The sequence below is a fragment of the Dendronalium sp. ChiSLP03b genome (assembly GCF_034531165.2).
Classification (GTDB): Bacteria; Cyanobacteriota; Cyanobacteriia; order Cyanobacteriales; family Nostocaceae; genus Dendronalium; species Dendronalium minutum.
The window spans coordinates 13,940-39,268 of sequence record NZ_JAVRBR020000003.1; the positions used below are offsets into that span (position 1 = coordinate 13,940).

Below are 25,329 nucleotides of genomic sequence, written 5' to 3' on the forward strand. Positions count from 1 at the left end.
GAAGCCTTGCCGAAGGCATCGCTCAAAATTCAATTGCTGAGATGGCAATGATTGTATGCATTTTAGCTAGAAAGGCAGAGGGATGGAAGAGCAAGGGAGGATGAGGGAGCAGAGGAGATGGGAAGACATATTTTGCCTCTTGCCTTTTATCTTCTAACAACTGACTCTTGTATAAATGCGCCATGACGCGTTTGTAGCCTCTTTCTGGAAGACAGAATTATTTTTTAACCCATTACAAATAGAGATCAAAAAGGGGAACTATAACAGTAACCATCTTCTCGGAAATAGTTAGACATTCCAAAAATTGGAAGTTTGTCATAGTTTTGATGCTATTCAACCAAAGAAGTTTGGGATGAAAAATATTTATAAAAAAACAAAATTCAGAGCAATGGAACTCAATTCAAATTTCACGGAAAATTCACTTTTATTGTCAGGGGTTCAACTTCAAGAGCAACTAGAGCAACAAAAAGCTTTAGCAAGTGTGATTGGACGAATTCGGGAGTCTCTTGACTTGGAGACGATTTTCCAAACTACCGTTATAGAAGTGCGCCAGTTGCTCAATGCTAATCGTGTAGCAGTCTTCCAGTTTGATGTGGAAAAAGACTGGGACGGAGAATTTGTTTCTGAGGATGTTGAGCCTGGTTGGAATTCGGCAATGGCGGTAAAAGTCCACGATCATTGCTTTGGAGAACAATTTGCCGTTCATTATCAACAAGGTCGGGTACAAGCAGTAGCTGATATTTACGAGGCTGAACTGAGCGATTGTCATGTGGCAATTTTAAGTCAATTTCAAGTACGCGCCAACCTCGTTGTTCCTCTATTACGAGAGAAAGAACTGTGGGGATTGCTTTGCATTCATCAATGCAGTGAAGCTAGGAACTGGAAAGAATCGGAAATTGAATTTATTCGCCAAATTGCTGACCATTTAACAGTTGCTATTCAACAAGCCAAGCATCTTTATGAAGTCCAATTACAAGCCGCACAATTGGCTCAAGCAGCCCAGCGCGATCGAGTCATCGATCGGCTTGTTGATGAAATTCGTTTGCCTCTTGATATTGACACCATCTTTAAAACTACAACTCAAGAAATACTCAAGCTGCTGCAAGCCGACCGAGTTGCTATCTTTCGCTTCAATGCTGATTGGAGTGGTAGCTTTGTTGCCGAATCATTTGCCGAAGGCTGGACTCCCTTAGTTGGTGTTCAGAATGCGATCGCTGATACTTATTTGCAACAAACTCAAGGGGGACGCTACGTTAATAACGAGACATTTACAGTCAATGATATTTATCAAGCAGGATTAAAAGACTGCCATGTAAGTTTGTTGGAGCAATTCCAGGCAAAAGCTTTTGCAACTGCCCCTATTCTCCAGGGAAACACACTTTGGGGAGTCATCGCTGCCTACCAAAATTCCTCACCCAGACAGTGGCAATCCTATGAAGTGGAATCTCTCAGCAAAATCGGCACGCAAATTGGTGTAGTACTGCGGCATCATGAATTGCTAACAAAAGCGCAGTACCAAGCAGAACAACAAAAGACGTTAACTAGCGTCATTACTCGCATTCGGGAATCCCTAGATTTAGACATAATCTTCCAAACTACTGTCACCGAGGTGCGGCAAATGCTGCAAGTAGATCGAGTAGGAATCTTTCGTTTTGACCCTCAAAAAGACTGGGAAGGAGAATTTATTTACGAAGATGTAGCTTCAAGTTGTACTTCAGCAAGATCGGAAAAAGTGTACGATCACTGCTTCAGCGAACACTTTGCACCGCTTTACGCCCAAGGTCGAGTCAATGCGATCGCTGACATCTATCAAGAAAAGTTTCAAGCCTGCTACGTTCAAATACTGCAAAGATTTCAAGTGCGTGCGAATATGGTCGCACCTTTGTTAAAGAAAGGTGAACTTTGGGGATTGCTGTGTATTCACCAATGTGATGCTCCTCGTTACTGGCAATCTTCTGAAATTGAATTTGCAAGTCAAATAGCCGAGCAACTGGGAGTCGCATTAAGACAGGATTCTTATTTAAAGCAATTTCAAATGCAGGCTGTCCAGTTAGCAGAAGCCACTGAACGCGAGAAAGCTATGGAACGACAAGAACTTCTGGCTACAACTGTTGATAAAATCCGCCAGTCGCTGGATGTTGAAACTATTTTTAGAACAACTACTCAAGCTGTTCGAGAGTTGCTTGAGGTAGAGCGAGTTGCAATCTACCGCTTTAACTCTGATTGGAGCGGTAAATTTGTAGCAGATTCATTTAAAGATGGTTGGAAACCTGTTGCACAAGCCCAACCAATAATTCTAGAAACTTTTGAAGATACAGACGAAGATGATAAATTGCCACGCAACGAAACTTTTGTTCCCATTCGGCAAGGCGAAACATTATGGGGATTATTAGTTGCTTATCAAAATTCGCAACCACGCTATTGGAAAGATGAAGAAATTAATTTACTGGCACAAGTAGGGGTGCAATTGGGAATTGCGATTCAACAAGCAGAATTACTCGAACAAACCAAACGTCAAACTCTAGAATTGACTCAAGCACTGCAAGAATTAAAACAAACTCAGACCCGCTTAATTCAAGGTGAAAAAATGGCAGGCTTAGGACAACTTCTTGCTGGAGTGGCTCATGAGATCAACAATCCTGTAAGTTTTATTTTTGGCAATCTTATACATTTAAATGAATATATTAAAGAACTTCTAAATGTTATAAAAATTTATCGTCAAAATGATTCTTTATTTCCAGACATTAAAAAACAAATCGATAAGAGTGATTTGAATTTTATAATTGAAGATTTACCTAAAACGCTTGAGTCTATGAAGATAGGAACCGAGCGGATTAGCCAGATTGTGCTATCACTGCGAAATTTCTCTCGTACAGATGAAGCTGAATTGAAACCAGTAGATATCCATGAAGGATTGGATAGTACTTTACTGATTTTAGGGCATCGACTCAAAAATAATAATGAACGCCCAGCTATTGAGATTGTTAAAGAATATGGCAATATTCCTTTACTCGAATGCTATCCTGCCCAATTAAATCAGGTATTTATGAATCTCCTGAGCAATAGCGTTGATGCCTTAGAGGAAAAGTTTAAAAACATCCACTATCAGCATTTGGAATCATCAACATTATGCCCAAAAATACCCTTGAATATTTGGATTAATACGCAATTTATTAACAATCAGATTTTAATTAGAATAGCTGATAATGGTCTTGGTATTCCAGAAGAGGTGCGATCGCACATTTTTGACCCCTTTTTCACTACTAAATCACCAGGTAAAGGTACAGGCTTAGGATTGTCTATCAGCTACCAAATAGTGGTTGAAAAACATCACGGTCACATTAAATGTTCCTCAAAGCTAGGACAAGGAACGGAGTTTTTGATTGAAATTCCTAGCGGTAATTAGCAGGGGCGATGAAACTGCTATAGTTTCTCTAATGTATTGGCTCTGTAACAAAGGTCTTCGGGCAAGGCTTTGATAGATTTGTAGTAAGCACTTTAGTGCTTGAATATTTGAGGACTAAAGTCCTCATCCTAGGGACATCCAATAATTAAATTACTCAATTCCTGCATCCAATACCAGTATCCAATTTCTTCTCCCCCTGCCTCCCCTGCTCCCCCTGCTCACCCAAGCGATTGATTATTTTTTTATTTGGAAGTCCCCTACCGTGCGGGTTCCGCTTTAGCGGTACAAGCCGGGAAACCCGTCCAACGCAGTGGCTCCCCAAGACCCTTACGGGTGAAGCTCCTAACGTCGCGCTTCGCTGCGCTAACAGCACTTTGCTATTGACGGAAACCGCCTTCGCGCCAGCGTCTCCCCTTTGGGAGAAGACAGCAAGTACAGCACTTCCCGTTGTTATGAGGTACAGTTAGTAAGAAGAAAAATAATATCTTTTCATGAAAGCATATTCAATCGATCTCCGAGAAAAAATAGTTGCAGCACATATTCAGGAGAAAATATCAATTCGTCAAGTGGCAATCAGATTTGCTGTGAGCAAAAGTCTAGTCCAAAAGCTAGTAAAGCAACAACTTCTTGAGGGAAATTTACAACCTAAACAGCGAGGTAAACCGCAGTTTAGTCATCTGACAAATGCAGAAGTAGAGTTAAGAGAACTGGTTGTAGAGAATCAGGATGCAACAATAGTTGAGTTATGTGAATTATTTGCATTCAAGACGGGAAATTGGGTGAGTCGAACTGCAATGTGCCGTGCCTTACAAAAATTGGGATTAAATCGTAAAAAAAAACATTGCGGAGTACTCAAGCAGCAACTCCAAGAGTCCAAAAGCTCAGAGCAGAATATTGGGAAAAGGTCAGAGATATAGAGCCAGATAACTTAGTATTTTTAGATGAGACAGGAGTAATACTGGGTTTAGCCAGAACTCATGCACGTTCACAATCGGGAACAAGAGTATACGAATTAAAACCATTTTATCGCGGGTCTAAGGTAACAGTCATTGGAGCCATTAGTATGAAAAAAGTTGTGGCACTAATGACAATGAACAACTCAATGGATAGCACAGCATTTGATGTATTTGTTAAGAAGTTTTTAGTACCTCAATTATGGTCAGGAGCGGTAGTAGTTATGGATAATTTACCCGCTCATAAACTAGCATCAATTGAACCAATGATTGAAGCTGTAGGTGCAAAAGTTATTTGTTTATCTCCATACTCTCCCGATTTTAATCCAATTGAATTATGGTGGTCACAACTCAAATCTTTTTTACGCAGTTTTGCTCCAACTACAACAAAAATGGTTGATACAGTAATCTCAGTTGCACTCAACTTAATGAATCCTCAAGATTTAAAAAATTGGTTTACTAATTGCTGTTACTGTACCTCATAACACCGGGAACTGCTGTAGATGAAAAGGAAGGCTCCGCACAGCCTAACGTCAATGGTCAAAAATTGATGAAGATTTTAGTGCCAATGCTTGATAGTGAGATTCAGTCAGCTATCAGCAAGTTTTTAGAAGTTGTGAGAAAACGACAAGATGGTAGTTTTGAAGAACTGCCAGAACTCCCGCCACCACTGGAGCAACAACGGTGGATTATGATGCGGGTTGAGGAACTGGTGGGGAAGGTTGAGGAAGTGCGATCGCTACGTCAAAAGGCACTAATAGAAACAGAGGCACTTCTTGCTGCTAGCTCAACCAAATTCTTAAACAATACTCTTATTAATGGTCAATTATCAGATATTTTGCTTAACAAACCCAGGAATGGTTGGTCAGCAAGATGCAACAATATGCCACAAGGTATTCCCGTTTTGTCACTTGGTGCTATTACAGGATTTTTATACCGTGAAACAGAATTTAAAAGAACATCAGAACCTGTTTTACTAGATGCACATTACTGGCTCAAACCTGGTGATTTACTCATTACCAGAAGCAATACTCCTGAATTGGTAGGACACGCAGCAATTTACAATGGTTTTCCCTATCCATGTATCTATCCTGACTTGATGATGCGTTTAGAGATTGATGAATCTAAAACTGATAAACATTTTGTACATCATTGGCTTGCTAGTACTTTGGTTCGTGACTACATCAAAAGTAGAGCAAAGGGAACAAGCCCAACTATGAAAAAGATTTCACAGGAAGTTGTGATGAATATTCCCTTCCCTTCAGATTTATCTGTCTGCGAACAACGCCGCATAGTCGCCTACCTTGATGAACTCCAGACCAAAGTAGACACAATGAAACGACTCAGAGAGCAGGCCATGAAAGAACTTGATGCGCTATTACCTTCTATCTTAAATAAAGCTTTTAAAGGAGAACTTTGAGGAGAGAACCCGCAATTAACTTACTACTGATTCGGTGGATAAATTTCTATTTCGCAGTTATTAGCCAAAAATTTAGAAATGGAATTAGTTTTTTTACCTAAAACAACAGCATGAGCATCATTACCATCAACTGGTTTATGGCAAATTTCTAAACCTTTTTCCATAACCAATTGAGCTTTTATAGATACAACAGCATTTTTACCTATTTTTTTAGCTCTGGTATAGCTTTCTTCTATTGTTGTTAGAGAAAGTATATCCACAGACATCTCAGAATCTCTAAAAGCTGCTGAAGTTGGTCTATTTTCCTCTGGGTGAATTTGACCTGGATGCAGCCACCTCAACAGCTTATCAGAGGGCTTGATTTGATACAGTTCAGCCATTTATCAACAATCGAATTTAAATAGCCAATCTAGTATAGAATACAACTCCTCTAGATGGAATTCACCTTCGATGTCTGAATTGTCCTCAGTCTTTAAGTATTCAAGTTTATCGTCTGTTTCTAAGGGGATGTAAATTTCTAATTGTCTCGAAGTAAAACGTTTACCAGCCCATTCAAATAAAATCATACCATCAGAGCATGGGGCGATAAACGGTTCAACCTTTGAAAAATCAAGCCCTCTATTAATACAGTAAGTACGGAAATTAGAGTAGAGGTTGAGAGCTAAATCAATCTGTTCTTTAGAAAATTTAGGAGCACCATAACCATCCCACTTATCTTCCAAATCTGACAAGTGAATAATTCTTTGATAAGCATTAGTATTTTTCTGCCAGTCAAAAACCTGTTGCTTACGCGTATCGATAAACAAGGAAGAATCTCTTATGTCGTAAACACGGTTAAAAGTTAAATACCTTAAAATAGCAGCTTTTGAAGCAGATGACACAGGAACAACACATTTCGTGTAGGTTGTAGAAACAGGGTAAATTTGATCTGCTGTTTTATAAATTGAAGTGGTATCCTTCCCTTTAATACCATTGAGACTGGTATCTTCCCAAGCGATTTTGTTCATATTGTTACCCTTGCTATCACTCTAAAAAAGCTTCTTCTACAAAAGAAATAAAAATTTCAAAATCACCCTTACAATATTCTATAATATTTTTTACATAAGATATTTTTTCCGGGTAAGTACCGTTCATTAATTCTCTATGAAAATTGGCTGAAAAGTTGAGTACATTTACTAATTGGTTATTAGGATTTTGTTGAATAATTGCTTCTTGTATAGCAATCATTAAGTTAGCACTATCTAATTGATATGTGAATTGAACAACAGCATTTGGTGACTTACCTTGAAAATTTTTCCATTTTCCTTGACTAATTAATTTATTTAAAACAGTATCTTGATTATCTTCTTTATCTGCTATAAGAAGATGAGCATTTATATTAATTCCCACAGCTCTATAATCGTAAGCAGGAACGATATCAATATACTTACATGAAATGTCTGGGATTTGGAACACTAGATTATTATTATCTAATGCTTCCCAGAAAGTGACTCTATCAGACTGAGCTACTACATTAACTCCATTTTTGAACACAACTTGAGATAGAGCAGGGGTACAAATCGGCGGCATTGCCAACTCCCAGTCAGGCGGTACAATTTGGTTGTACTTCAAAAAGTCAGGATTCAAGATTGATGGATTTTGGTTATCCGCCACCACCACAATCGAAAAATCTCTAACTTCCACATTTTTACTGAGCATTAGACAATTAACCCTCACCAACGGCTAAGATTACACAGGACTGAGTAAAACAACCTCCTCATACAACTGTAATATAACTACACGACTAGCGAGTTGCTTTCCAGCCACTTTGCAATGCTATATATCTATATCATCCTAAAAATGTACCTTTTTATCAGAAAAAGCAAAGAACTTTAAATACATCTTAAACAGACTTTTTATGCTAGGCCATCCATCGAAGGGGCAGAAACAAGTCTATTAAAGGTTTTCAGCCACAGAACAAAAGTTTTAGATATCGTTTCTATTAAGATGAAATGCAGCTATGAAACACGAAATCCTAACCCTAATAGGCAAAAACTGTATTACACCTGGCGATGGTCAGAAAGTGTACGATTTGGTTCATCCAGAATTATTAGCTTTTAATGAAGTTGAGCTAGACTTTGCAGGAGTAGAAATTTTTGCTTCCCCGTTCTTTAACTTTGCTATTGGAGAATTACTCCGAGATATTCAGCCAGAAACCCTCAATCGTCTGTTGAAATTCTCCAATCTTAATACAGTCGGTAAGCAAATACTTAAACTTGTAATCGAAAATTCAAAGCGGTATTACTCCGACCCTAATTTTCGCAGTAGAGTAGACCAAGTTATCAGCGAACAAGCAAATATCCAGTAATGTCAGTCAACTACACAGTTCAGGCTGAAGTGGTTGATATCCGGTCTGACGTTCCAAAAAATAATGATATTTTCTTAGTTGATACAAACGCCTGATATTGGTACACATATACTAATGCCAGTATTTCATCTCGTCTTTATCAGATTACAGAGTATCCTTCCTACATTGCCAAAGCCATTTCTGCAAACTCATTACTTTTATACTGCGGTCTTTCATTGGCAGAATTAGCACACAACATCGAGCAAACAGAAAGAGAAATATTTTCTTCAACATTAAAACCCAAAGAATACCGTCATAACTTCCAAACAAAGAGAGCAAAAGTTGTAGCAGAAGTTCAAACCGCTTGGAGTCAGGTGATATCTAGTGCTGTATGCACAGATGTTTTGGTTAGCGAAGAAACAAGCAATGCGGCGCTAACCAGATTTAAAACCCAATTACTTGACGGCTACGACTTGCTGATACTGGAAGCGATGGACAAAGCAGGAGTCGCACAGATAATTACTGATGATGGTGATTATGTGACTGTCCCAGGTATTAAAGTTTTTACTGCAAATAATGGTGTGATCGCAGCTGCAACAAGCCAAGGCAAACTTTTGGTTAGGTAAGAAGTGTGAGTATCTAAACCTTATAAATCTGCTTTTTACATTCTGCCATCTCTGCACTAACTTTTATCGTTAAAGCAGGTACTAGCAAGCCACATTTGTGAGGCGATCGCTTGAAATTGTGGGGTTTGGGTTGGGAGGTGCGGATCGAAAGCTTACCTTGCGATTTCTGCGTGGTTGGACAGAATGTATCAACGTTTGGAGATGAAGTTGAAAAGCAATAGGTGATACTTTATCCTTAGCCAACAACAAAACCAAAAGCAAGCTAAAACTATCAACAGGCTATTCGTGATAGCCCAAAAACCTACCATCAAGAGAATCGGGCAGAAGAAAAAACTTATTTATTAACCTGTTGGTTGTTAAAATACCTTATTTAGGCATAACTTACAGGTAAAAATATTGTATGTTAAATTTAATTATCAAAATTAAATCCACCAAAGTAAAACTTAGTAACCGGAGTATGGATCTTTGATTGCTGACGAAGACATGAAACCAATATCTGTATCTCCGGGAACACTCAAAGTGTATCCATCAGCAGATCATGTCTTCAATGGTATTCCTATCCCCAAACCAAATCGTGTTGCTGGCTTCTCCCCTGAAGAATGGGAGTCGTTTACAGAGGAGTGGGCAAGCTCGTTGACATGCTCTTATGCCCGTGTCAGAAAGTTTGGAGGATCTGGTGACAAAGGGATCGATATAGTTGGATTTATAACTGATGCAAATTGGGATGGGGGTTGGGATAATTATCAATGTAAGCGGTACAATAATCCTCTATGTCCAGGTGACATCTGGGTAGAAATTGGAAAGATCATTTATTATTCTTACAAAGGGGAATATCCACCACCACGCAAATACTACTTTGTTGCATCTAAAGGAGTAGGCACAGCTTTACACAATTTGCTTGGGAATCCAGCAAAGCTGAAAGAGCAGGCTGAGGCTAAGTGGAAAGATAATTGTCAAGATAAAATAACGACAACTGTTAGTCTTCCGTTAAAGGGTGAGTTACTCGATTGGTTTAACAAGTTCGACTTCTCAATCTTTTCAGAAAAATCCGTCTTGGAACTCATAAATAGCCACGCTAAAACACGCTATCATTCCGTAAGATTTGGCGGTGGTTTACCTCCTAGACCTGAAGTTACACCGCCACCACAAGAGCATAATGCCGAAGAGAGCGGCTATATTCAGCAATTATTCTACGCTTACAGTGATTACAAAGGAATACCTGTAAATGATATTTCAGATATCCCTTCATCTCTGAATCAAGATTTTTTACTACAAAGGGAACGCTTTTATCACGCGGAATCTTTACGCAACTTTGCTCGTGACACTGTTCCCGATGGAACATTCAACAATTTACAGAAGGAGGTCTTTCACGGAGTAATCGATATTTGCAATAATCATCATAAAGATGGATTAGCTTGTATGCGAGCAACAATTGCCCAAGCCGCAAATATTCCGATTTCATCAAACCCCCTGGCAAGTGTAGTTCAGGTACAAGATAAACAGGGTATTTGCCATCAACTTGCAAATGAATACAAGCTAGTTTGGGTGCATAAGGATGGGGAGGTGCAAGATGACATCACCGTTCAATAGTCCACTTGAGACGGGCATCAGAACACTTGCAATTTTGACGGCAGTATTTCCTAGATCACTTGATCTCCAACACCTTGTCTATTTTGACTATCTAGTTTTACATTCGGGTGATGTTGAAGGCCCAAGCAGTCTGCACACCCCACTCCCACTACGTTCCGGTGAACTAACTGTGCGACGTGGGCTAATAGAGCGTGGCATTTTTTTGATGATGAGCCGTCAACTTGTAGAGCGTTTAGTTTCATCAGATGGCTTTCAATACATTGCATCGGAAAGTGCTAACGCATTTCTTTCGATGATGAGTTCTCAATATATCTTGAAGCTTAAAGACCGTGCAGAGTGGGTAGCTAGAACTTTCGGTGAATCAAATCTCGAAGAACTTCAAGCGTTAGAGCGCAGTTTTTTTCGGGAATGGTCTACACAGTTTCATTCAGTTGATCGCGCAGGAGGACAAGGAATATGACCTGGAATCCTCTTCAATTGCGCGGAATTTCGTTCAGCAGCCCGTACAAAGATCCCGCTTCCTTAGAATTTCAAAGTGGCTTGAATGTTATATGCGGTGCATCTGACACCGGAAAGTCTTTTATTGTAGAGGCGATTGATTTTCTTCTCGGCGCTAGTGCTAAATCACCTCTAAGAGATATTCCTGAACGGATTGAGTACAATCAGGCAAGGCTAGTCTTACAAGCAACAAATGGCAAAGTTTTCACACTTGAAAGAAGTACGGACGGGGGAGATTTCCGTCAATTTGAGGGAAATTGGTTATTAGATAATCCTAATGTACAACCACATATTCTTCGCCAAAAACATGCAGAGGGGAGGAAAGATACAGTTTCAACTTATCTTTTATCCGCTATAGGAATCGCGGATCAGCGTGTACGAAAAAACCAAAAGGGAGAGACAGTAAGCCTTAGCTTTCGTAACCTTGTTAAATTGATCGTAGTTCAAGAAAGTGAGATAAAAAAACGATTCTCGCCGTTTTTATCGGGACAGAACACTAATAAAACATTAGAGTCATCAGTCTTCAAGTTACTGCTGACTGGTGTAGATGATAGTGCGTTTGTAGGGCAAGCTGAAATCCAGTCAGAACTAGAATTTACTCGGCAGAATAATAATGCTAAAGTTGAATTCATAGACGAGCTTATTCAAGAGTTACAAACTCAGATAAACCAGTTCGGGATTAATCGTACTGAAGCAGAAGTTCAGTTATCGCAACTAAAAGCGCGTTACGAGGCACAACAAGATATCTTAAATAAAGCGCAACACGAACTGAATGAGCGAATCAATCGCCGTCGTGCAATCATGGATCAGCTAGAACGTTTGTCTACTAGAATCAACGAAATCAATAGTCTTCTATCACGTTTTGAACTGCTGAAAGAGCATTACCTAGTAGACATTGAGCGTCTTACCGCAATTGAAGAGTCTGGGTCTCTTTTTGTCCACTTAGAGAGAACACCATGTCCTCTCTGTGGTTCTCTTCCAAACGAGCAGCATCAAAGTGAAGTCTGTGACGGTGACGTTGCGAGTGTAGTTCATGCTGCAACTGCTGAAATTGCCAAAGTAGAGAAACTTTCAAGGGAACTCGACCAAACCGCATCGGATCTCAGAGATGAGGTTGAGGAACTAACCACACAACGGGAGCTACTCAACCCTGAATTCCAGGGACTCAATCAGGAAATAGAAGAAATTAGCTCTCCTATTAAGGGTGCTCAAAATATTTTTAGTGAAATTGTAAAGCAGTTTGGCTATATACAAAGTGCTATTGATACATTTAATAGGGTTGAGCAACTACGAGATAAGAAAGTCGAACTTCTTGCGGAGATTCAAAAACCAGTAAATGTTATCACTCCGCCTGTTGACCTTTCAACCTCATTACTTGATTTATTCGCCCAAAAAGTTCAACATCTACTCCAAGTGTGGGATTTTCCTGGCTCTGATCGAGTGTATTTTGATAAGGAGCTTAAAGATATTGTCATAGGTGGACAAAACCGTACCAGTAGAGGGAAGGGGCTGAGAGCGATTACTCACGCGGCAATGACTATCGGTCTTATGGAATTTTGTAAGGAAAAGAATCTATCACATCCAGGTTTTGTTGTGTTAGATTCACCTCTTTTGGCATACTACGAACCAGAAAGTAAGGAAGACAGCCTACAAGGTTCGGATCTCAAGGTTCGGTTTTATAATTATTTGGCTGATAACCATAGTGACAGTCAAATAACCATCATTGAGAATGAGCATCCCCCAGATGATCTTAAAAACAGGATTACCTTTACACACTTTACAAAAAATCCTGATTTGGGACGCTATGGATTCTTCCCTCATGTTTAGTAGTCCTGTTCGATAATTCAGGAAAAAAGCCTTGAGTCATGAAAGTGGAAGGGAATATTAAAAGAAAAATTAAGTAAAGTTAAGATATTTAAACTCTTTTTGGTTTGTCTGGATCTCCTCAAACCCAGTAAAACACCTTGGTCACCAACCATCAACCTACAACACCAGAACTTTAAACCTAGCCCCACACTTAGTACCCTCAGACAGCAAACTGAAACTAATACTGACACCTCTGAGTTGCCTTAAACTGCTACTCAATCTTGAGACAAGGATTAGCATAACACCCCCAAACAACGGAATTGCTTCTATTTTCATCACTACCCCAGCAGGAGGTAAAATCTGCACTAAGCCGATCACCCCCCACCAACGCCTCTAACTGCTGGCAAAACGGTGGGAAATTATAGCGAAACTTTTCCATTGAGCGATCGCTCTTTAGTTGATATTGTATAAAAGGGTCGATGGCATTTCTTAGCGAGATTTTTGACGCTTCGCCATCGTAGTAAAAGGCAAAAAACAGTGAGGGCATTCACCTTGTACCCAATCTGCTGGAATCGAGAAGGGTGTCTCGCAGTTAGTGCATTTTGTGAGTAAGCGTAATTGATGGCGATCGCATTTCATTTTCTCCTTAAACTGCCATTCAATTCGATGACAAGGCTGTTCTGCATAACAGGCAGCACATAATCGAATTGGTCTAGGCTTCATCGTCACACCCTTGGAGGATAGCATCTGGGTTAATCTATCCGCATCAACTCTCACCACAGATGCCATAGCCTCCAACTCCTGTCGAGTAGGAAACGGATTAAAGTACAACTTTTCCCAACGTAAAATAACTGCACCTAGTCCAGTCAATTTACCTAACTGGCTAGAGGTTAAATAATTTTCTCGACGAAAGCGGCCTAAGAAATGACTTAAGCTTTCTCCATTCAGGGGCTCTACTTCAAAAACGTGAGGTTCTTCTGCACCGATTTCCATTATTCAAACCAATCCAAAACTTCAGTCAAAGTGTCTTTATCAACGTTCTTCAATCCTTTTCTCAAGGCTAAGATTGAAGCTCTTCTCAATACCCGATCCACCAAACCAATTTTGCCGCCTGTTTTTTGATACAGAGGTAATAAAGTTTCATTTCTTGTGAGATTAGATGGAAGGGGCAAACACAAGACATTTTCTTCCCAAATTTTTACTAATTCAGGAAACTTTTTCTCTGATACCAAAGGTAATCTGTAACATTCGATAAATCTATCGTGAATGTATGGTTCTTTTTTTATTAGATTGTCTAAACCGTCTGTACCAACAAGAACAATTGAAATTCTTAATAAGTCATAAATTCGTGCAATTTCACTAAAAGTACTCAATTTAAGAAAATTAGCTTCATCAATAATCAGCATTTCAACCTTGGATTCTTTGAGTAGCCTTTGTACTCGCCTTCTCAGGTCAGTAAGTTTTCCGGAAGTTGCATCATATTTCAAACTTTCCAGGATCAGAACCAATAACTCACCCGATGAGCAATCTCCTGGTACTTGCATATACAAAACAGGTACAATATCTCTTTTACCTCCTCTTTTTTGTGGCTTATTCAATAGTTTATAGACATCACAAGTAACTGATTTACCTGCTCGTGGAGGTGCAACAATTCGACCACATTGTTTAGAAAGACGCAAACCATCTAACCAATCATGAATTTTTTGTATATGCTCTAATTCCACAACACTGGGAGTAAGAAGACGTTCGACTTCTGTCTGTAATTCCTCTGGAATGGGTTCATCTCCCCATAAATTTTGTACCCATTTCTGCCAATAATCGTCTTTCATGATTCTGATTGCTGCAAAAAATCAATAATGTTTTAGCGTCTGAATATGTTTACTAAAATTTTTGTGTAGATACAATGAAAACTAATCGTCATAATCTTGACGAAGTTGCTCATAGTTAAAAACTCTGGGTTTTCGAGTTTCAGATTTTGGTGTTTCTTGCAAATTTTCTAGCAGTTCTCTCTCGCTCAGATTGATGTGTTGATAAACAGAATGAGCTTGAGCTTGTTCTTCTTTCTTGCGTTCTTTTTGGCTCTTTTTCTTTTGCTTGATGAAAGTATCACGGTCGTGTATCTCTGCCAAAATGGATTTATTACTGAGCGTTTTACCAACAGAGCGAACTTTTCGGCTGGCAGCTTTAGCCTCTTCTAGAGATAATTGCTCTGTTTCCCAATCCAGTGCATGAGCAGCAGACAGAAGCACTTCCTTTCCTTTATCTATTCGATAAACCCAAACCGTTGTAATATCTCTAGGGTCATATCTGATTACAATACTTTCTCCCGCGTAAGCCGCTAGATAGTCACCGCGATACATGATATTTTCAAAACTGAGATATCCACCTTTGTAAATACTGCGCCGAGTCTTCTTCATCAAACAGATATCTAATTCCCGCTCCTTAACCATTTTTGGTAGAGCAGGTAGTCCGGCTTCCCATCTTTGAAACCTTGTTTGGTCTTTTGTACGTGCATCAAGACGCTGATTATAGTTGTTAACAATGTAGCGAACTAGTAATAGGTCTAATTCCCGTAAAGTTAAGCAGGCTTCTTCCTCTGCTGTTTTTGAACGTTGCTGAATATTAGAGCCTAAATAGCCATAGAAACCAGAGAGAAATTCTGTATTAATCGTGCCAAAACTACGTTCTTCTATACCACCTTCACTGGGGCGATCGCGTAGATGGCACTCAAAGCCTAATTGAAAACCAATCTGTTTTAAGTGTTCAGAGCGAAAATCTCTACCACCATCAGTGAAGAGATTTTCCGGTGCGCCATAAGTTCCCCATTCGCTAAGAAGTTTATATTCTGTACTATATTGCTTTGGCAAAATAGCATGACGTAATGCTAGGGCAACCACTTGAGAACTAGGCGCATCGAAGCCCACATGAATACCCATAATGCAGCGAGAATAACTGTCTGTAATCTTCGTCAACCAAGGTCTAGCCAATGGTTCACCATACTGATCGACCAACATGACATCTAATTTTGTATGGTCGCACTGCCAAACATGATTGCTATAGCGCACATCTAAAATTTGCCCATCACGAGTTTTATGAGATACTCGTGACCCTCGCCATCCAATATTCCTCTGTTTTTGTTTCTGCTCCTGACGCTCAATGATAGGATTGAGAACTCTATAAACTGTCATGTGGCTAGGGTATTTCTCTAAGCCTAAGTGTTCTGCTCTGACTTGGACTCTCATCGCCACCTGAGCAGGAGTCATTTTTTTGCTACCCTTATTGCCTTCTTTAAAAGTTGTAATAATAAACTTTTGCCACTCAGGGTCTATTCGATAATTACCTTTGTCATTTCTCTGCGTGTCAACAATTGCAGATAGACCGTCTTGTTGATACTTTTTGACCAGACGTTGGACTGTTCGTACTGTCTTGCCCAGTTTTTCTGCTGCTGCCCTTAACTTTTGACCATAAGTTTTGCGATCGCATGGTTCAAGTAAACCTTGGATCACTTCCATTTTGAGTTTTGCCTCGGCCGATAATTCCGTAAAAATTACGTTTGCTTCTTCTGATTCATCATCTTGAATTTCACCTATATCATCGTTGCTTTCAAAAAGTAAAGATTCGTCACCTTGATTGAAAATGGGCATTTGATCCATAGGAAAACTTGATTAATGCTCAAAACACTAATATCAGTCTCGCTATTGTGCGAGAAAATCCAATATTCCTAAAGCGGTTGACACTTCAATGGAAGTAATCACTTTTCGGTATGAGGATATATTATTTAGTACAAGTATACTATGTAAAATAATAATACCACTATTAACGCTAAAAAGCGACAGTTAATTTGTTACGAAACTCTAGAATTTTAGAAAATGTCAACTTTCAAAAAACGACATAAATTTTGTTAGCATTTTAAAATGCGACAATTAAAGTGTTAAATTAATGATTAGCAGTTTACATACTAAAAAACGCTGTAAACACTTATGTAGCAGCGTTTGTAATCATTTTATGTTTAACGACATTATTTTGTTAAGACGACAAATAATTAGTTAATCGACAGTCGCTCTACACAGGGATATTGTGTTAAAATAAAGTTATTAGTAGAGTGGTACACCTCGGTTTAAAGCATCTACAAAACTTGCATAGTCATACTCAACTTGAGTTGCATAGTCTAAAGCAAAGTTGACAATCTCGTTTTTAAATGCAGCTTTATTACCGCTGACAATATCTGTTACTTCTTTATCCACACTATAGGGAACGATCGCATCATTATAATCTTTGTCAGAGATAGCATGGTTTTTCGCTACGACTTTCCCTGCATATCCCATCGCATCCATGAATTTTGTTTTGGTTGTTAGCAAGGTAAAATCAAAGTCTTCTTGGTAAGGCGATTTTTCATGCAGCATGAAGAAGAGATTGTTGACCGTAGTATAGCCAACTAAAGGATCGGTATTGGCAAGCATTGCCTTCGTGGCGATTGTCACTCTTGCGCCTTGATTGTTCCCATATACAGAACTCGATAACAAACCTGGAACAGCGATCGCCACAGTACTGCTGGTTTCTTGCTTCATTTCTAAAATGCGATCATCGTCGGTTGCAGAACTGGGGCCTTCAATTAGCAAGTAATATCGATATCTACCAAGACTACCAGTTCCCGATCCTAATTTAAGACGAATATCTTTGAGATTGTAATAACTATTGCTGTAGCGCTTACTGCTAGGAATTGAAGCTATATAGCTACTACTCATAGCAGTACTAATACTTGAATAGGTACTGCTAGATAGAGCTTGGAGTTCAGAGGTTGTCTGGAAAACGCGATCGCCACTGCTGTTGAGCAGCGTATACTTGCTTAATAAGCCTGAACGACTTTTACTGGCAGCCTGTTGAATTAGGTCGTTAACGACACCGTTTGTATTACTGGATTCTAAACGATAAGATAATTCGTCATTATTTCCCTTGAAGTCGCTCATCTTGTTAAGGTAAGTATCCAGAAAATTCCGAACAACATCCTGAGCATCATTAGAGCTAAGGCCATTTTCTTTAGCTGCTAAAAGAATCGAAACCGCCATACGTCGCAAGTCCCAAACGTAAAAGCCAAGATAGCCTTCATCAAAATCGGTGGTATCAAACACGTTGTTACCATTGCTATCCCTCATTCCTCCAAGATTCTGCATATGCATATCACCTTCTAACCAAATAGCTGAGGTTGAAGAATTGACAAATGATGAACTTGGTAATGTCTGCATATCACAATAAAAGATATGAGCAGTCCCCCGATAAAACGCGAAAGGACTAGCCGCCATCTTTTGCATTTTTGTTGCTAGTTCTTGAGGTAATTGAGAGGCAAACGGATGATTGTATTGGTAAATTTCATTTTCTACCCAACTTTGACGAGGAGTTGCAGCAGTAGCCGTAGATGCAAACCCTAAAGTTACAATTGTCAAAATAAAAATTACATGTATTTGTTTTAACACAAAATTACACTAAGCCTGTAAATCAATTTATATTTGCTAGATTAACCTAGAGGCAAACAATTATCCTATAACCATTCCTTAACCTATTGTCGTAAATGCGAGTAATTTTTATTACTATTAGTTTTGATTTATACATTTTTATGTGTTACTTTACCTTTTATACTGAGATTATTTATATAAGCGATCGCCTCTGGCATTCTGAGAGAAGATTTAGATATTTTGTGTCAAGTTAACTGTAAAATTATCACTCAAAATATAGCTTTACAGAATTGGTTACAGAGTAATCAGATTGATGAACGACGAGCGCACCTACATCAGAATTCTTGCCAAGCAATTGGAAGAACAGGAAAAAGGCAAAATCAAAAGCGTTAATTCCCAGTTATCAGAAGATAGCTTTTAAGCAAGAATATCAATGTCTAATCTATAGTAAATCTCTGTTTAATGGAGAAACATTATATTCTCCCCACATCATCTCTCGACATCTACAAGGCAAAAATAGTTACACTAATCAATTGGTAGATTACGACTGCCATCAACAGATAAACTCCCATTTAAAAGTGCTTTTACTTATAAATTAAGAGTTACCTAAGTGGTAGTTTCATGATTTGTTTAAGCGATGTGCAATGTAAAGCGCTTGGACGCTTATAAGGGGAAAAGAAGTAGAAATCCTCCGCCCTACCCGACTGAGCAAGAATATTAGTGATTGTTTTTGCTAGCTCCATAAAGAATTGGTATTACTAGAGTTGAAATAATATATCAAAACAATAGATATTCTTTATTTCTTTCAGATTAAGGAATATTTAATTAGACATTAACAATTCAATATATTCTGGATGTACTAAGTGTAGATAATAAAACTTGAGCTTTAGATTATGCTTATAGCTTACGTTTTATACTTAATTTATTAGTACAAATTAATACTCAATGCAAGTACGCCCATCTGGTTTTGCTTCTGGAAATAGATGTGTAATAATTTCCCACTGTTTCCAAGTCAAATAGGTGTAGATATGCTTTAGTCATTTGCTCACGAGGCACTGATTTCTTAAATATTTCAGCTTGAGCATTGTAAGTTTTTTTACAACACTCCCTCACTTTTAAAACTCCTCTTATCTAGTTAAAATTCTGTGACATTTACCTTTTTCTTAAATCAATCTTGCATACTTGTTAATTAATTAAATAAATATTACACACTTAATTAAAGTGTAATTTTTTAAATAAAGTTTTGTATCATATTCAAAATTTGGGATGTAAATGTATTGACTTGTAAGGTGACAAACATATACCATTACGGTCATCATCTACGATCTAGATAAGTGCGGGATAAGTTAATCAGATCGTTAAATTTGCCAAATAAAAAATGGCATCATTTAATTAATCTGTTCCCAATTAGCGTATTAATTGGTTAATTACGCCTGATGTGAATTAAAAATGTCTCTTGTACCATAAGCGTTTCAAGACTTGTTAAAAATCGTGGTTTTGGCACTATCGATGAAATTGCAAGGATTCTAACACTCAATTCACATTACAGTTAAATTTTCCTTTTTATCCATACTAGCTGTCTCATACATCAACAATTCGTGTAAATATTACACAAATCCTGATTGTTGTGGTCAGGCAGAATTTCAGCTGGTCAAAAAAGGAATTGATCCGAAGCCTAGAAAACCACTGCTGTTTACAACTACAAGGAAGACATATATTAGAAATCCCACAGACCCACATATAGACTAGGCACAATAGCAATGAAAGCATTACTAATCGTTCGTCGTGCGGTAGTGAAAGTTCAACGCTCAGATAAATTGAATGCGATAGTAGTCTGCTAAAGCAACTTTGATGACTTAAAATCTTCTGCGTGCCGGTCTCCCCACGTCACAATATCCGCCTTATTCTTTGCCTTGTGCAACTTGGATTATTGCTTGACTTGGTGATTAGTCTGTTCAAGTTCTCATAAACCTCTTAGAATCGCCACTTTGATTCGTAGACTTCGCCTGTTTGAATCTACATTTTGGGGTTGAAAACATACACATAACCGCATATTAACCTGTCCATTTAGTGTGAGTTTTCACTATGTAAATCTGCAATCAAGACGACTTTGTTGCATTGACTTGTACTACTAACCAAGGCTCACATGTATTTAGTAAGACCATATTTTCTAGTAAAAATTTAAGCAAGTTAGTAAGGAGTTACAAATGTACAGCGTTCAGACACAAGAGTACGATGTTGTAATCATGGGTGCGGGTCTTGCTGGCAACTGTCAGGCTCGACACCTACTGCTCAACATTCCAAATATCAAAATCGCCTTCATCGACCCACGCCCAGAAGAACGCACAGAAAAAGACCTGAAAATTGGTGAGTCAACAGTCGAAGTTGCCGCTCTCTTCATATGTAAGGAGTTGGGTCTGTATGAATACATAATCGAGAACCACCCACCCAAATTTGGATTGAACTTCCATTGGCCTAAAGATCCAGCAAAAACCGGGACTATCGACGACTACTATCACATCTGGACTAACCGACAACCTCCGATGACCGCCACTCAGCTAAACCGCGCCAAATTCGAGCGGGATTTGCTGAAGATGAATAAAGATATGGGTGCGGTCTTTTATAACGGTCGTGTGGTTGACGTGGATCTGACGCTAGGTGATGCCCTCAAGACCGTCAAGGTCAAAGTCGGCACTGAGTCTGTGGAACTCAAGGCTAAACACGTGGTTGATGCTGCCGGTCGTAAGTTTATTATTGGTCGCAAGACAGATAATGTCTTGTTTGGGCCGGATAATCTCTGCGGGATCAACACTGGCTCAGCATGGGTGCGTGTTAAAAACGTAGACCGCACCATCTTCCACAATGGTTATGACCCAGCAGGTGCTTCATGCAGTCATTACTATGCTACGAATCACTGGTTTGGTCATGGACACTGGCTGTGGATGATTCCGACCGACACCCAATCGATGGAGTTGTCAATTGGGATCGTCCAACATCATGATGTGATTCCTGCTGAAAGTATCAACACCCAAGAAAAGTTCTACGCTTTCCTGAAGGCGAACCATAATATGCTCTACCAGCTGATCGCTAGTGGTGAAAACATCGACTTCCACTATTGGCCGAGGCTGGCACACACCAGTAAAACGATGTTCTCTCCAGACAACTGGTACGTGATTGGCGATGCTGCCTGTATCTTCGATGCTTTTTACTCAATGGGATCGTCGATGACTGCATTTGCCATTGAGAGTGTGACGGAGATTATCCGCGCCAAGCTAGCAGGAGAAGCTGATGCAGAGGCGAAGCGGTCTGCCTACAACGAGTTCAATCTCATACAAACGGGAGGCATCAACCAACTCATGAGTAATCATGCCAAGCAGCTAGGTAATGCTAGCGTTATGAGCTGGCGCATTTACTTTGAGTACATGTTGTGGTTCGGGATAGTTGTACCTTTGTATGTTGGTAAATGGCATTTGAATCTGACGTTCATCAACAGTTTCATGAAGGTCTATCGCGACACTGTAACCGGACTATTCGTTGATGTGTACAAACAGTTCAACCAATTAGTAGATCGGGGAGCCAACATTGGATTTATGGACTGTTATCGGGCGGATCAGTTGCTTGGTGATTACAACACGCTGATGCACTTCGATCATTTCTTGGAGAACGCCAAGTTTGAGCCTTGGCGGTGCAACATCTTTGCTAGTTTAAAATACACCCACTTCTACTTCGCCATCTGGTACATGAAGTTGCAGTGGAAAGGCTTTGGCCTTCCTGGCTTGCTGGCTCCACGACACCTCTACCACTTCTTCCGATTGTTGATATTGGCAGGCTACATTTCTATAAGTGAGTTGGTCTATAAATACAAGATCAAGGGCGTGCCGACCAATAGCCAAGTGGCCAAGATACGCCAAGACTTCACAAGTTACCGCTACCAGTCTGAGCTACAGCCTTGGGACGAGGGCGTAGTTAATTTCCCAGTGCAGAACCAGAAGTCCACTCACCAACAGTTAAATGACCAAGACGTAGCAAGAGTTCAAGAACTATCAGTATCGAGCTAAGCTTGAGGACATAAGGTTTTAGGACTGATGATTCTGGCAGTGAACTGACTGTGTTGTTTAGTCGGACTTGAAAAATTTTCGCAGATGTCTAATAAAACGGGAGAAGCATAAGTATGTTTGCTAAAGCAAACACGCCTGCTGTTGCGATTGTTGGCATGGGTTGCTACTATCCTGGTGCCAATAACTTAAAACAACTTTGGGAAAATATACTTGCAAGAAGACGCGAGTTTAGACAATTTCCAGACATCAGATTGCCAGTATCTGAATATTACGATCCAGACCGAAAAGCACCAGATAAGACTTATGGAAGTCGTGCTGCTGTTATAGATGGCTTTGAGTTTGACTGGGCTAATCAGAGGATTCCAAAAACAGCTTTTGAATCGTCTGACATTGTTCATTGGTTAGCTCTAGAAGTCGCCTTACAAGCTCTAGAGAATGCCGGATATACCCGTGGAAATGTTCCTACAGAACGCACAGGGGTTATTTTAGGAAATACCTTAACTGGAGAACAAAGTCGTTCTCAATATATGCGGCTGCGTTGGCCCTTTGTCCGCAAGTCTCTCCAGGCTGCTGCGAATGCAAAAGGTATGACCGCACAGAACACAGAAGTGCTAGTAGAGACAATGGAAAAGTACTACAAGTCTGTGTTTGCACCAATTACAGAGGATACCCTAGCGGGAAATCTGGCAAATACAGTTGCTGGTAGAATCTGCAACTACTTTAATTTTGACGGTGGCGGCTATGTAGTAGACGGGGCCTGTTCTTCTTCTCTCATTTCTGTAGCTACTGCTTGCACTCAACTAGCAACCCAAGAACTAGATATTGCTTTAGCTGGAGGGGTAGACATTAGTCTAGATACTTTTGAATTAATTGGCTTTGCTAAGGCAGGTGCGCTCACAGAGGGTGATATGAATGTCTACGATCGCCAGGCTAGTGGCTTTATTCCTGGAGAAGGATGTGGCTTTGTCGTTCTTAAGCGTTTAGAAGATGCGAGAACGGCTGGAGACTATGTATATGCAGTTGTTCAAGGTTGGGGGATCTCATCCGATGGTAAAGGCGGAATTACAGCTCCATCTAAAATTGGGCAATCAAAAGCCCTGCGTCGTGCTTACGATAAGGCATATTACAGCAGTCACGATCTAGACTTTATTGAGGGACATGGTACGGGAACGCCAGTAGGCGATCGCACGGAATTAGAAGGAATTGCTTTAGCTATCGCTGAGGATGGAGAAATTAATCCTCGTTCTGTAGGGGTGACTTCTTTTAAATCTCTAGTGGGACATACAAAAGCAGCAGCCGGAATCGGTGGCTTTATTAAAGCTGTCATGGCTGTTAACCAAAGGGTGATTCCCCCTACTGCTGGTTGCAAAGAACTTAATCCCATATTTGAAACTACCGCTAAATCACTTTATCCAGTACTTTCTGGAGAGGTGCGTCAGCCAACAGATATCCTCCGAGCTGGAGTTTCCGCTATGGGATTTGGGGGGATTAATTCCCACATCACCCTAGAATCTGGGGATAGACCTGCACCCCAACTAAAACCTTCTCTTCAAGAAGAAGCACTCTTAGTTTCCAATCAGGATACAGAGTTGTTTGTTATCAGTGCCAAATCCATTACAGATTTAATAAAACGCACCCAAATCGTTAGGGTAATGGCACAAGGGGTAAGTATTGCAGAGATGGTTGACTTGGCGGTGCAGTTAACACAGGAGATAGACTCATCACAAAGAATACGCGCTGCATTGATTGCTGACACTCCTAAAGCTTTAATGGAGCGTTTATATGCGTTAGAGCAAATGCTTAATCATATGCCTCCCGCTGTTGGAGACGCGATCGCGTCTCCAGAAAGAGACATCTGGATTGGCAACAATCTCCCAGGCTGTAGAGTGGCTTTTCTATTTCCTGGGCAAGGTTCGCAAAAATTAAACATGGCTCGCACCTTAGTGGAACGCCATTCCTGGGCAAAGCAATTTCTAGAGCAAGCTGATAGTTGGTTAGAAGAAATCGGATGCAAACCCATCAGTAAATACATATATCGTCCTCTAGAACGGGCGGCTGATGCAGAGGAAATACAAGCATGGTCAGAACATTTAACCAAAGCAGATATAGCTTCACCAGCTATCTGTTTTGTTTCTTTGTTGTGGCAAAAATACCTGGAATATCTGGGGATTAAACCTGTGGCTGTAGGTGGTCACAGCTTGGGTGAACTGACAGCATTTTGTGCCGCCGGTGCCTATGATGAGAAAACCCTCATCTGTCTAGCAGCCATGCGGGGAAAAGCCATGTCTGCTTCTGGGGATCGTATTGGTACAATGGCTAGTCTAGGCTGCGATCGCCAAACTGCCGAGCAATTAATAGCTGGAGTATCTGGTTATGTAGTGATTGCCAATATTAACAGTCCCACACAGACTGTCATCTCTGGCGAGAGTGCAAGTGTAGCAGAGGTAGTGCAAAAAGCTCAGTCGCAAAATATTCAAAGCCGTCAACTACCAGTTGCTAACGCTTTCCATTCGCAAATGATGTCCTCAGCAGCAGCATTTTTGCAGGAGCAAGCTCAGATACCACAAAAACTCACCGCAACTTCCATACCCTTATTTCTCAGCGGCAATGGAAAACGGGCAACAGAAGGATTAGAATTACGACAGCACTTTGCTCATCAGATGCTCTCGCAAGTGGACTTTATCTCCTTAGTGAAAACAATGGAGAGCAAGTGCGATCTGATGGTAGAAGTAGGGCCGGGAAAAGTGCTAGCTGGTTTAGTAGAAGCAACTACCGCCTCACCAAATCTTGTATGTCTTCCCTTAGAATCAAAACCAGGACGCGATCGCGACCTCAACACAGTTTTAGGTAGTTTCTTTGTTCGTGGCGGTGAAATTAACTGGCAAGTTGTTTATGGCAATCGCTTAGTCCGTCCTTTTGTCAGAGCATCACAACGCATCTTTATAGAGAACCAGTGCGAACGACCTTTTCAAGTGTCCGATGCAGAAATATCTGCGATCGCTCCGGTTGAAAATGGCTTGGTGGAAAACGGAACTCAGACTGACTCATTACATCAATTTATAGACTCAGAAGAACTAGTAGAAGCTTTAACCGAGTACTTCTCAGAACGCGGTCTTTTCTTAGCTGAGTTAATTCGGGCTGACTTGGAAAGCTTACCTTTGCTATCAACTATCACTCAAGAGCGTTAAATAATTCT

18 protein-coding genes are annotated in these 25,329 nt (G+C 40.0%); 11 read left to right on the forward strand and 7 right to left on the reverse strand.

Annotated elements, in window-relative coordinates; all coding sequences use genetic code 11:
- Positions 1–388 precede the first annotated feature (388 nt).
- The 4 genes from RMY31_RS00405 (at position 389) to RMY31_RS00420 (ending at position 5,779) form a co-directional block, all read left to right on the forward strand.
- A complete protein-coding gene (locus RMY31_RS00405; protein ID WP_322666581.1) occupies positions 389–3,406 on the forward strand; it encodes a GAF domain-containing protein in 3,018 nt (1,005 codons plus the stop codon).
- Positions 3,407–3,897: 491 nt separating this feature from the next.
- Complete coding sequence (locus RMY31_RS00410) at positions 3,898–4,323, forward strand: helix-turn-helix domain-containing protein (RefSeq protein ID WP_409877025.1); 426 nt, start codon at positions 3,898–3,900, stop codon at positions 4,321–4,323.
- Positions 4,248–4,844, forward strand: coding sequence for a transposase (locus tag RMY31_RS00415; protein WP_409877026.1), 597 nt, complete (start codon positions 4,248–4,250; stop codon positions 4,842–4,844). The genes RMY31_RS00410 and RMY31_RS00415 overlap by 76 nt, the downstream gene beginning before the upstream one ends.
- Complete coding sequence (locus RMY31_RS00420; protein WP_322663075.1) at positions 4,823–5,779, forward strand: hypothetical protein; 957 nt, start codon at positions 4,823–4,825, stop codon at positions 5,777–5,779. Before RMY31_RS00415 ends, RMY31_RS00420 begins: the two co-directional genes overlap by 22 nt.
- A 23-nt stretch (positions 5,780–5,802) precedes the next feature.
- On the opposite strand, the gene RMY31_RS00425 is transcribed toward RMY31_RS00420, so the two are convergent.
- Genes RMY31_RS00425 through RMY31_RS00435 form a run of 3 tightly spaced genes read right to left on the reverse strand, consistent with a single transcriptional unit; the run spans position 5,803 to position 7,477 of the window.
- On the reverse strand, positions 5,803–6,159 hold the full coding sequence (locus RMY31_RS00425; RefSeq protein WP_322663077.1) for a hypothetical protein: 357 nt from the start codon (positions 6,157–6,159) through the stop codon (positions 5,803–5,805).
- 3 nt (positions 6,160–6,162) lie between these two features.
- On the reverse strand, positions 6,163–6,786 hold the full coding sequence (locus RMY31_RS00430; protein WP_322663079.1) for a hypothetical protein: 624 nt from the start codon (positions 6,784–6,786) through the stop codon (positions 6,163–6,165).
- 16 nt (positions 6,787–6,802) lie between these two features.
- A complete protein-coding gene (locus RMY31_RS00435) occupies positions 6,803–7,477 on the reverse strand; it encodes a hypothetical protein (protein ID WP_409877027.1) in 675 nt (224 codons plus the stop codon).
- A gap of 301 nt (positions 7,478–7,778) precedes the next feature.
- Between RMY31_RS00435 and RMY31_RS00440 the strand changes: the two genes are divergently transcribed.
- From RMY31_RS00440 to RMY31_RS00460, 5 genes are all read left to right on the forward strand, one after another.
- A complete protein-coding gene (locus RMY31_RS00440; RefSeq protein WP_322663082.1) occupies positions 7,779–8,126 on the forward strand; it encodes an STAS-like domain-containing protein in 348 nt (115 codons plus the stop codon).
- A 215-nt stretch (positions 8,127–8,341) separates the two neighbouring features.
- The gene (locus tag RMY31_RS00445) at positions 8,342–8,731 is read left to right on the forward strand and encodes a hypothetical protein (RefSeq protein WP_322663085.1); all 390 of its coding nucleotides are present in this window, start codon (positions 8,342–8,344) and stop codon (positions 8,729–8,731) included.
- Between the two features lie 465 nt (positions 8,732–9,196).
- The gene (locus RMY31_RS00450) at positions 9,197–10,321 is read left to right on the forward strand and encodes an ABC-three component system protein (RefSeq protein ID WP_322663087.1); all 1,125 of its coding nucleotides are present in this window, start codon (positions 9,197–9,199) and stop codon (positions 10,319–10,321) included.
- On the forward strand, positions 10,302–10,781 hold the full coding sequence (locus tag RMY31_RS00455; protein WP_322663089.1) for an ABC-three component system middle component 2: 480 nt from the start codon (positions 10,302–10,304) through the stop codon (positions 10,779–10,781). Before RMY31_RS00450 ends, RMY31_RS00455 begins: the two co-directional genes overlap by 20 nt.
- A complete protein-coding gene (locus RMY31_RS00460) occupies positions 10,778–12,646 on the forward strand; it encodes a hypothetical protein (RefSeq protein WP_322663091.1) in 1,869 nt (622 codons plus the stop codon). Before RMY31_RS00455 ends, RMY31_RS00460 begins: the two co-directional genes overlap by 4 nt.
- Before the next feature lie 468 nt (positions 12,647–13,114).
- Here RMY31_RS00460 and RMY31_RS00465 read toward each other — a convergent pair whose 3' ends face one another.
- The 4 genes from RMY31_RS00465 to RMY31_RS00480 all read right to left on the reverse strand — a co-directional run bounded on the left by RMY31_RS00465 (position 13,115) and on the right by RMY31_RS00480 (position 18,096).
- Positions 13,115–13,618 carry a TniQ family protein gene (locus RMY31_RS00465; RefSeq protein WP_409877028.1) on the reverse strand — a complete coding sequence of 168 codons (504 nt, stop codon included), beginning with the start codon at positions 13,616–13,618 and terminating at the stop codon, positions 13,115–13,117.
- On the reverse strand, positions 13,618–14,454 hold the full coding sequence (locus RMY31_RS00470; RefSeq protein WP_322663097.1) for a TniB family NTP-binding protein: 837 nt from the start codon (positions 14,452–14,454) through the stop codon (positions 13,618–13,620). The genes RMY31_RS00465 and RMY31_RS00470 overlap by 1 nt, the downstream gene beginning before the upstream one ends.
- Positions 14,455–14,535: 81 nt before the next feature.
- A complete protein-coding gene (locus tag RMY31_RS00475; RefSeq protein ID WP_322663099.1) occupies positions 14,536–16,278 on the reverse strand; it encodes a Mu transposase C-terminal domain-containing protein in 1,743 nt (580 codons plus the stop codon).
- Positions 16,279–16,719: 441 nt separating this feature from the next.
- Positions 16,720–18,096: a DUF2252 domain-containing protein gene (locus RMY31_RS00480; protein ID WP_409877029.1), complete on the reverse strand. Its 1,377-nt coding sequence runs from the start codon at positions 18,094–18,096 to the stop codon at positions 16,720–16,722.
- Positions 18,097–20,282: 2,186 nt separating this feature from the next.
- Here RMY31_RS00480 and RMY31_RS00485 point away from each other — a divergent pair.
- Complete coding sequence (locus RMY31_RS00485; RefSeq protein ID WP_322663103.1) at positions 20,283–22,133, forward strand: tryptophan 7-halogenase; 1,851 nt, start codon at positions 20,283–20,285, stop codon at positions 22,131–22,133.
- A 113-nt stretch (positions 22,134–22,246) separates the two neighbouring features.
- Positions 22,247–25,321, forward strand: coding sequence for a type I polyketide synthase (locus tag RMY31_RS00490; RefSeq protein WP_322663107.1), 3,075 nt, complete (start codon positions 22,247–22,249; stop codon positions 25,319–25,321).
- Positions 25,322–25,329 lie beyond the last annotated feature (8 nt).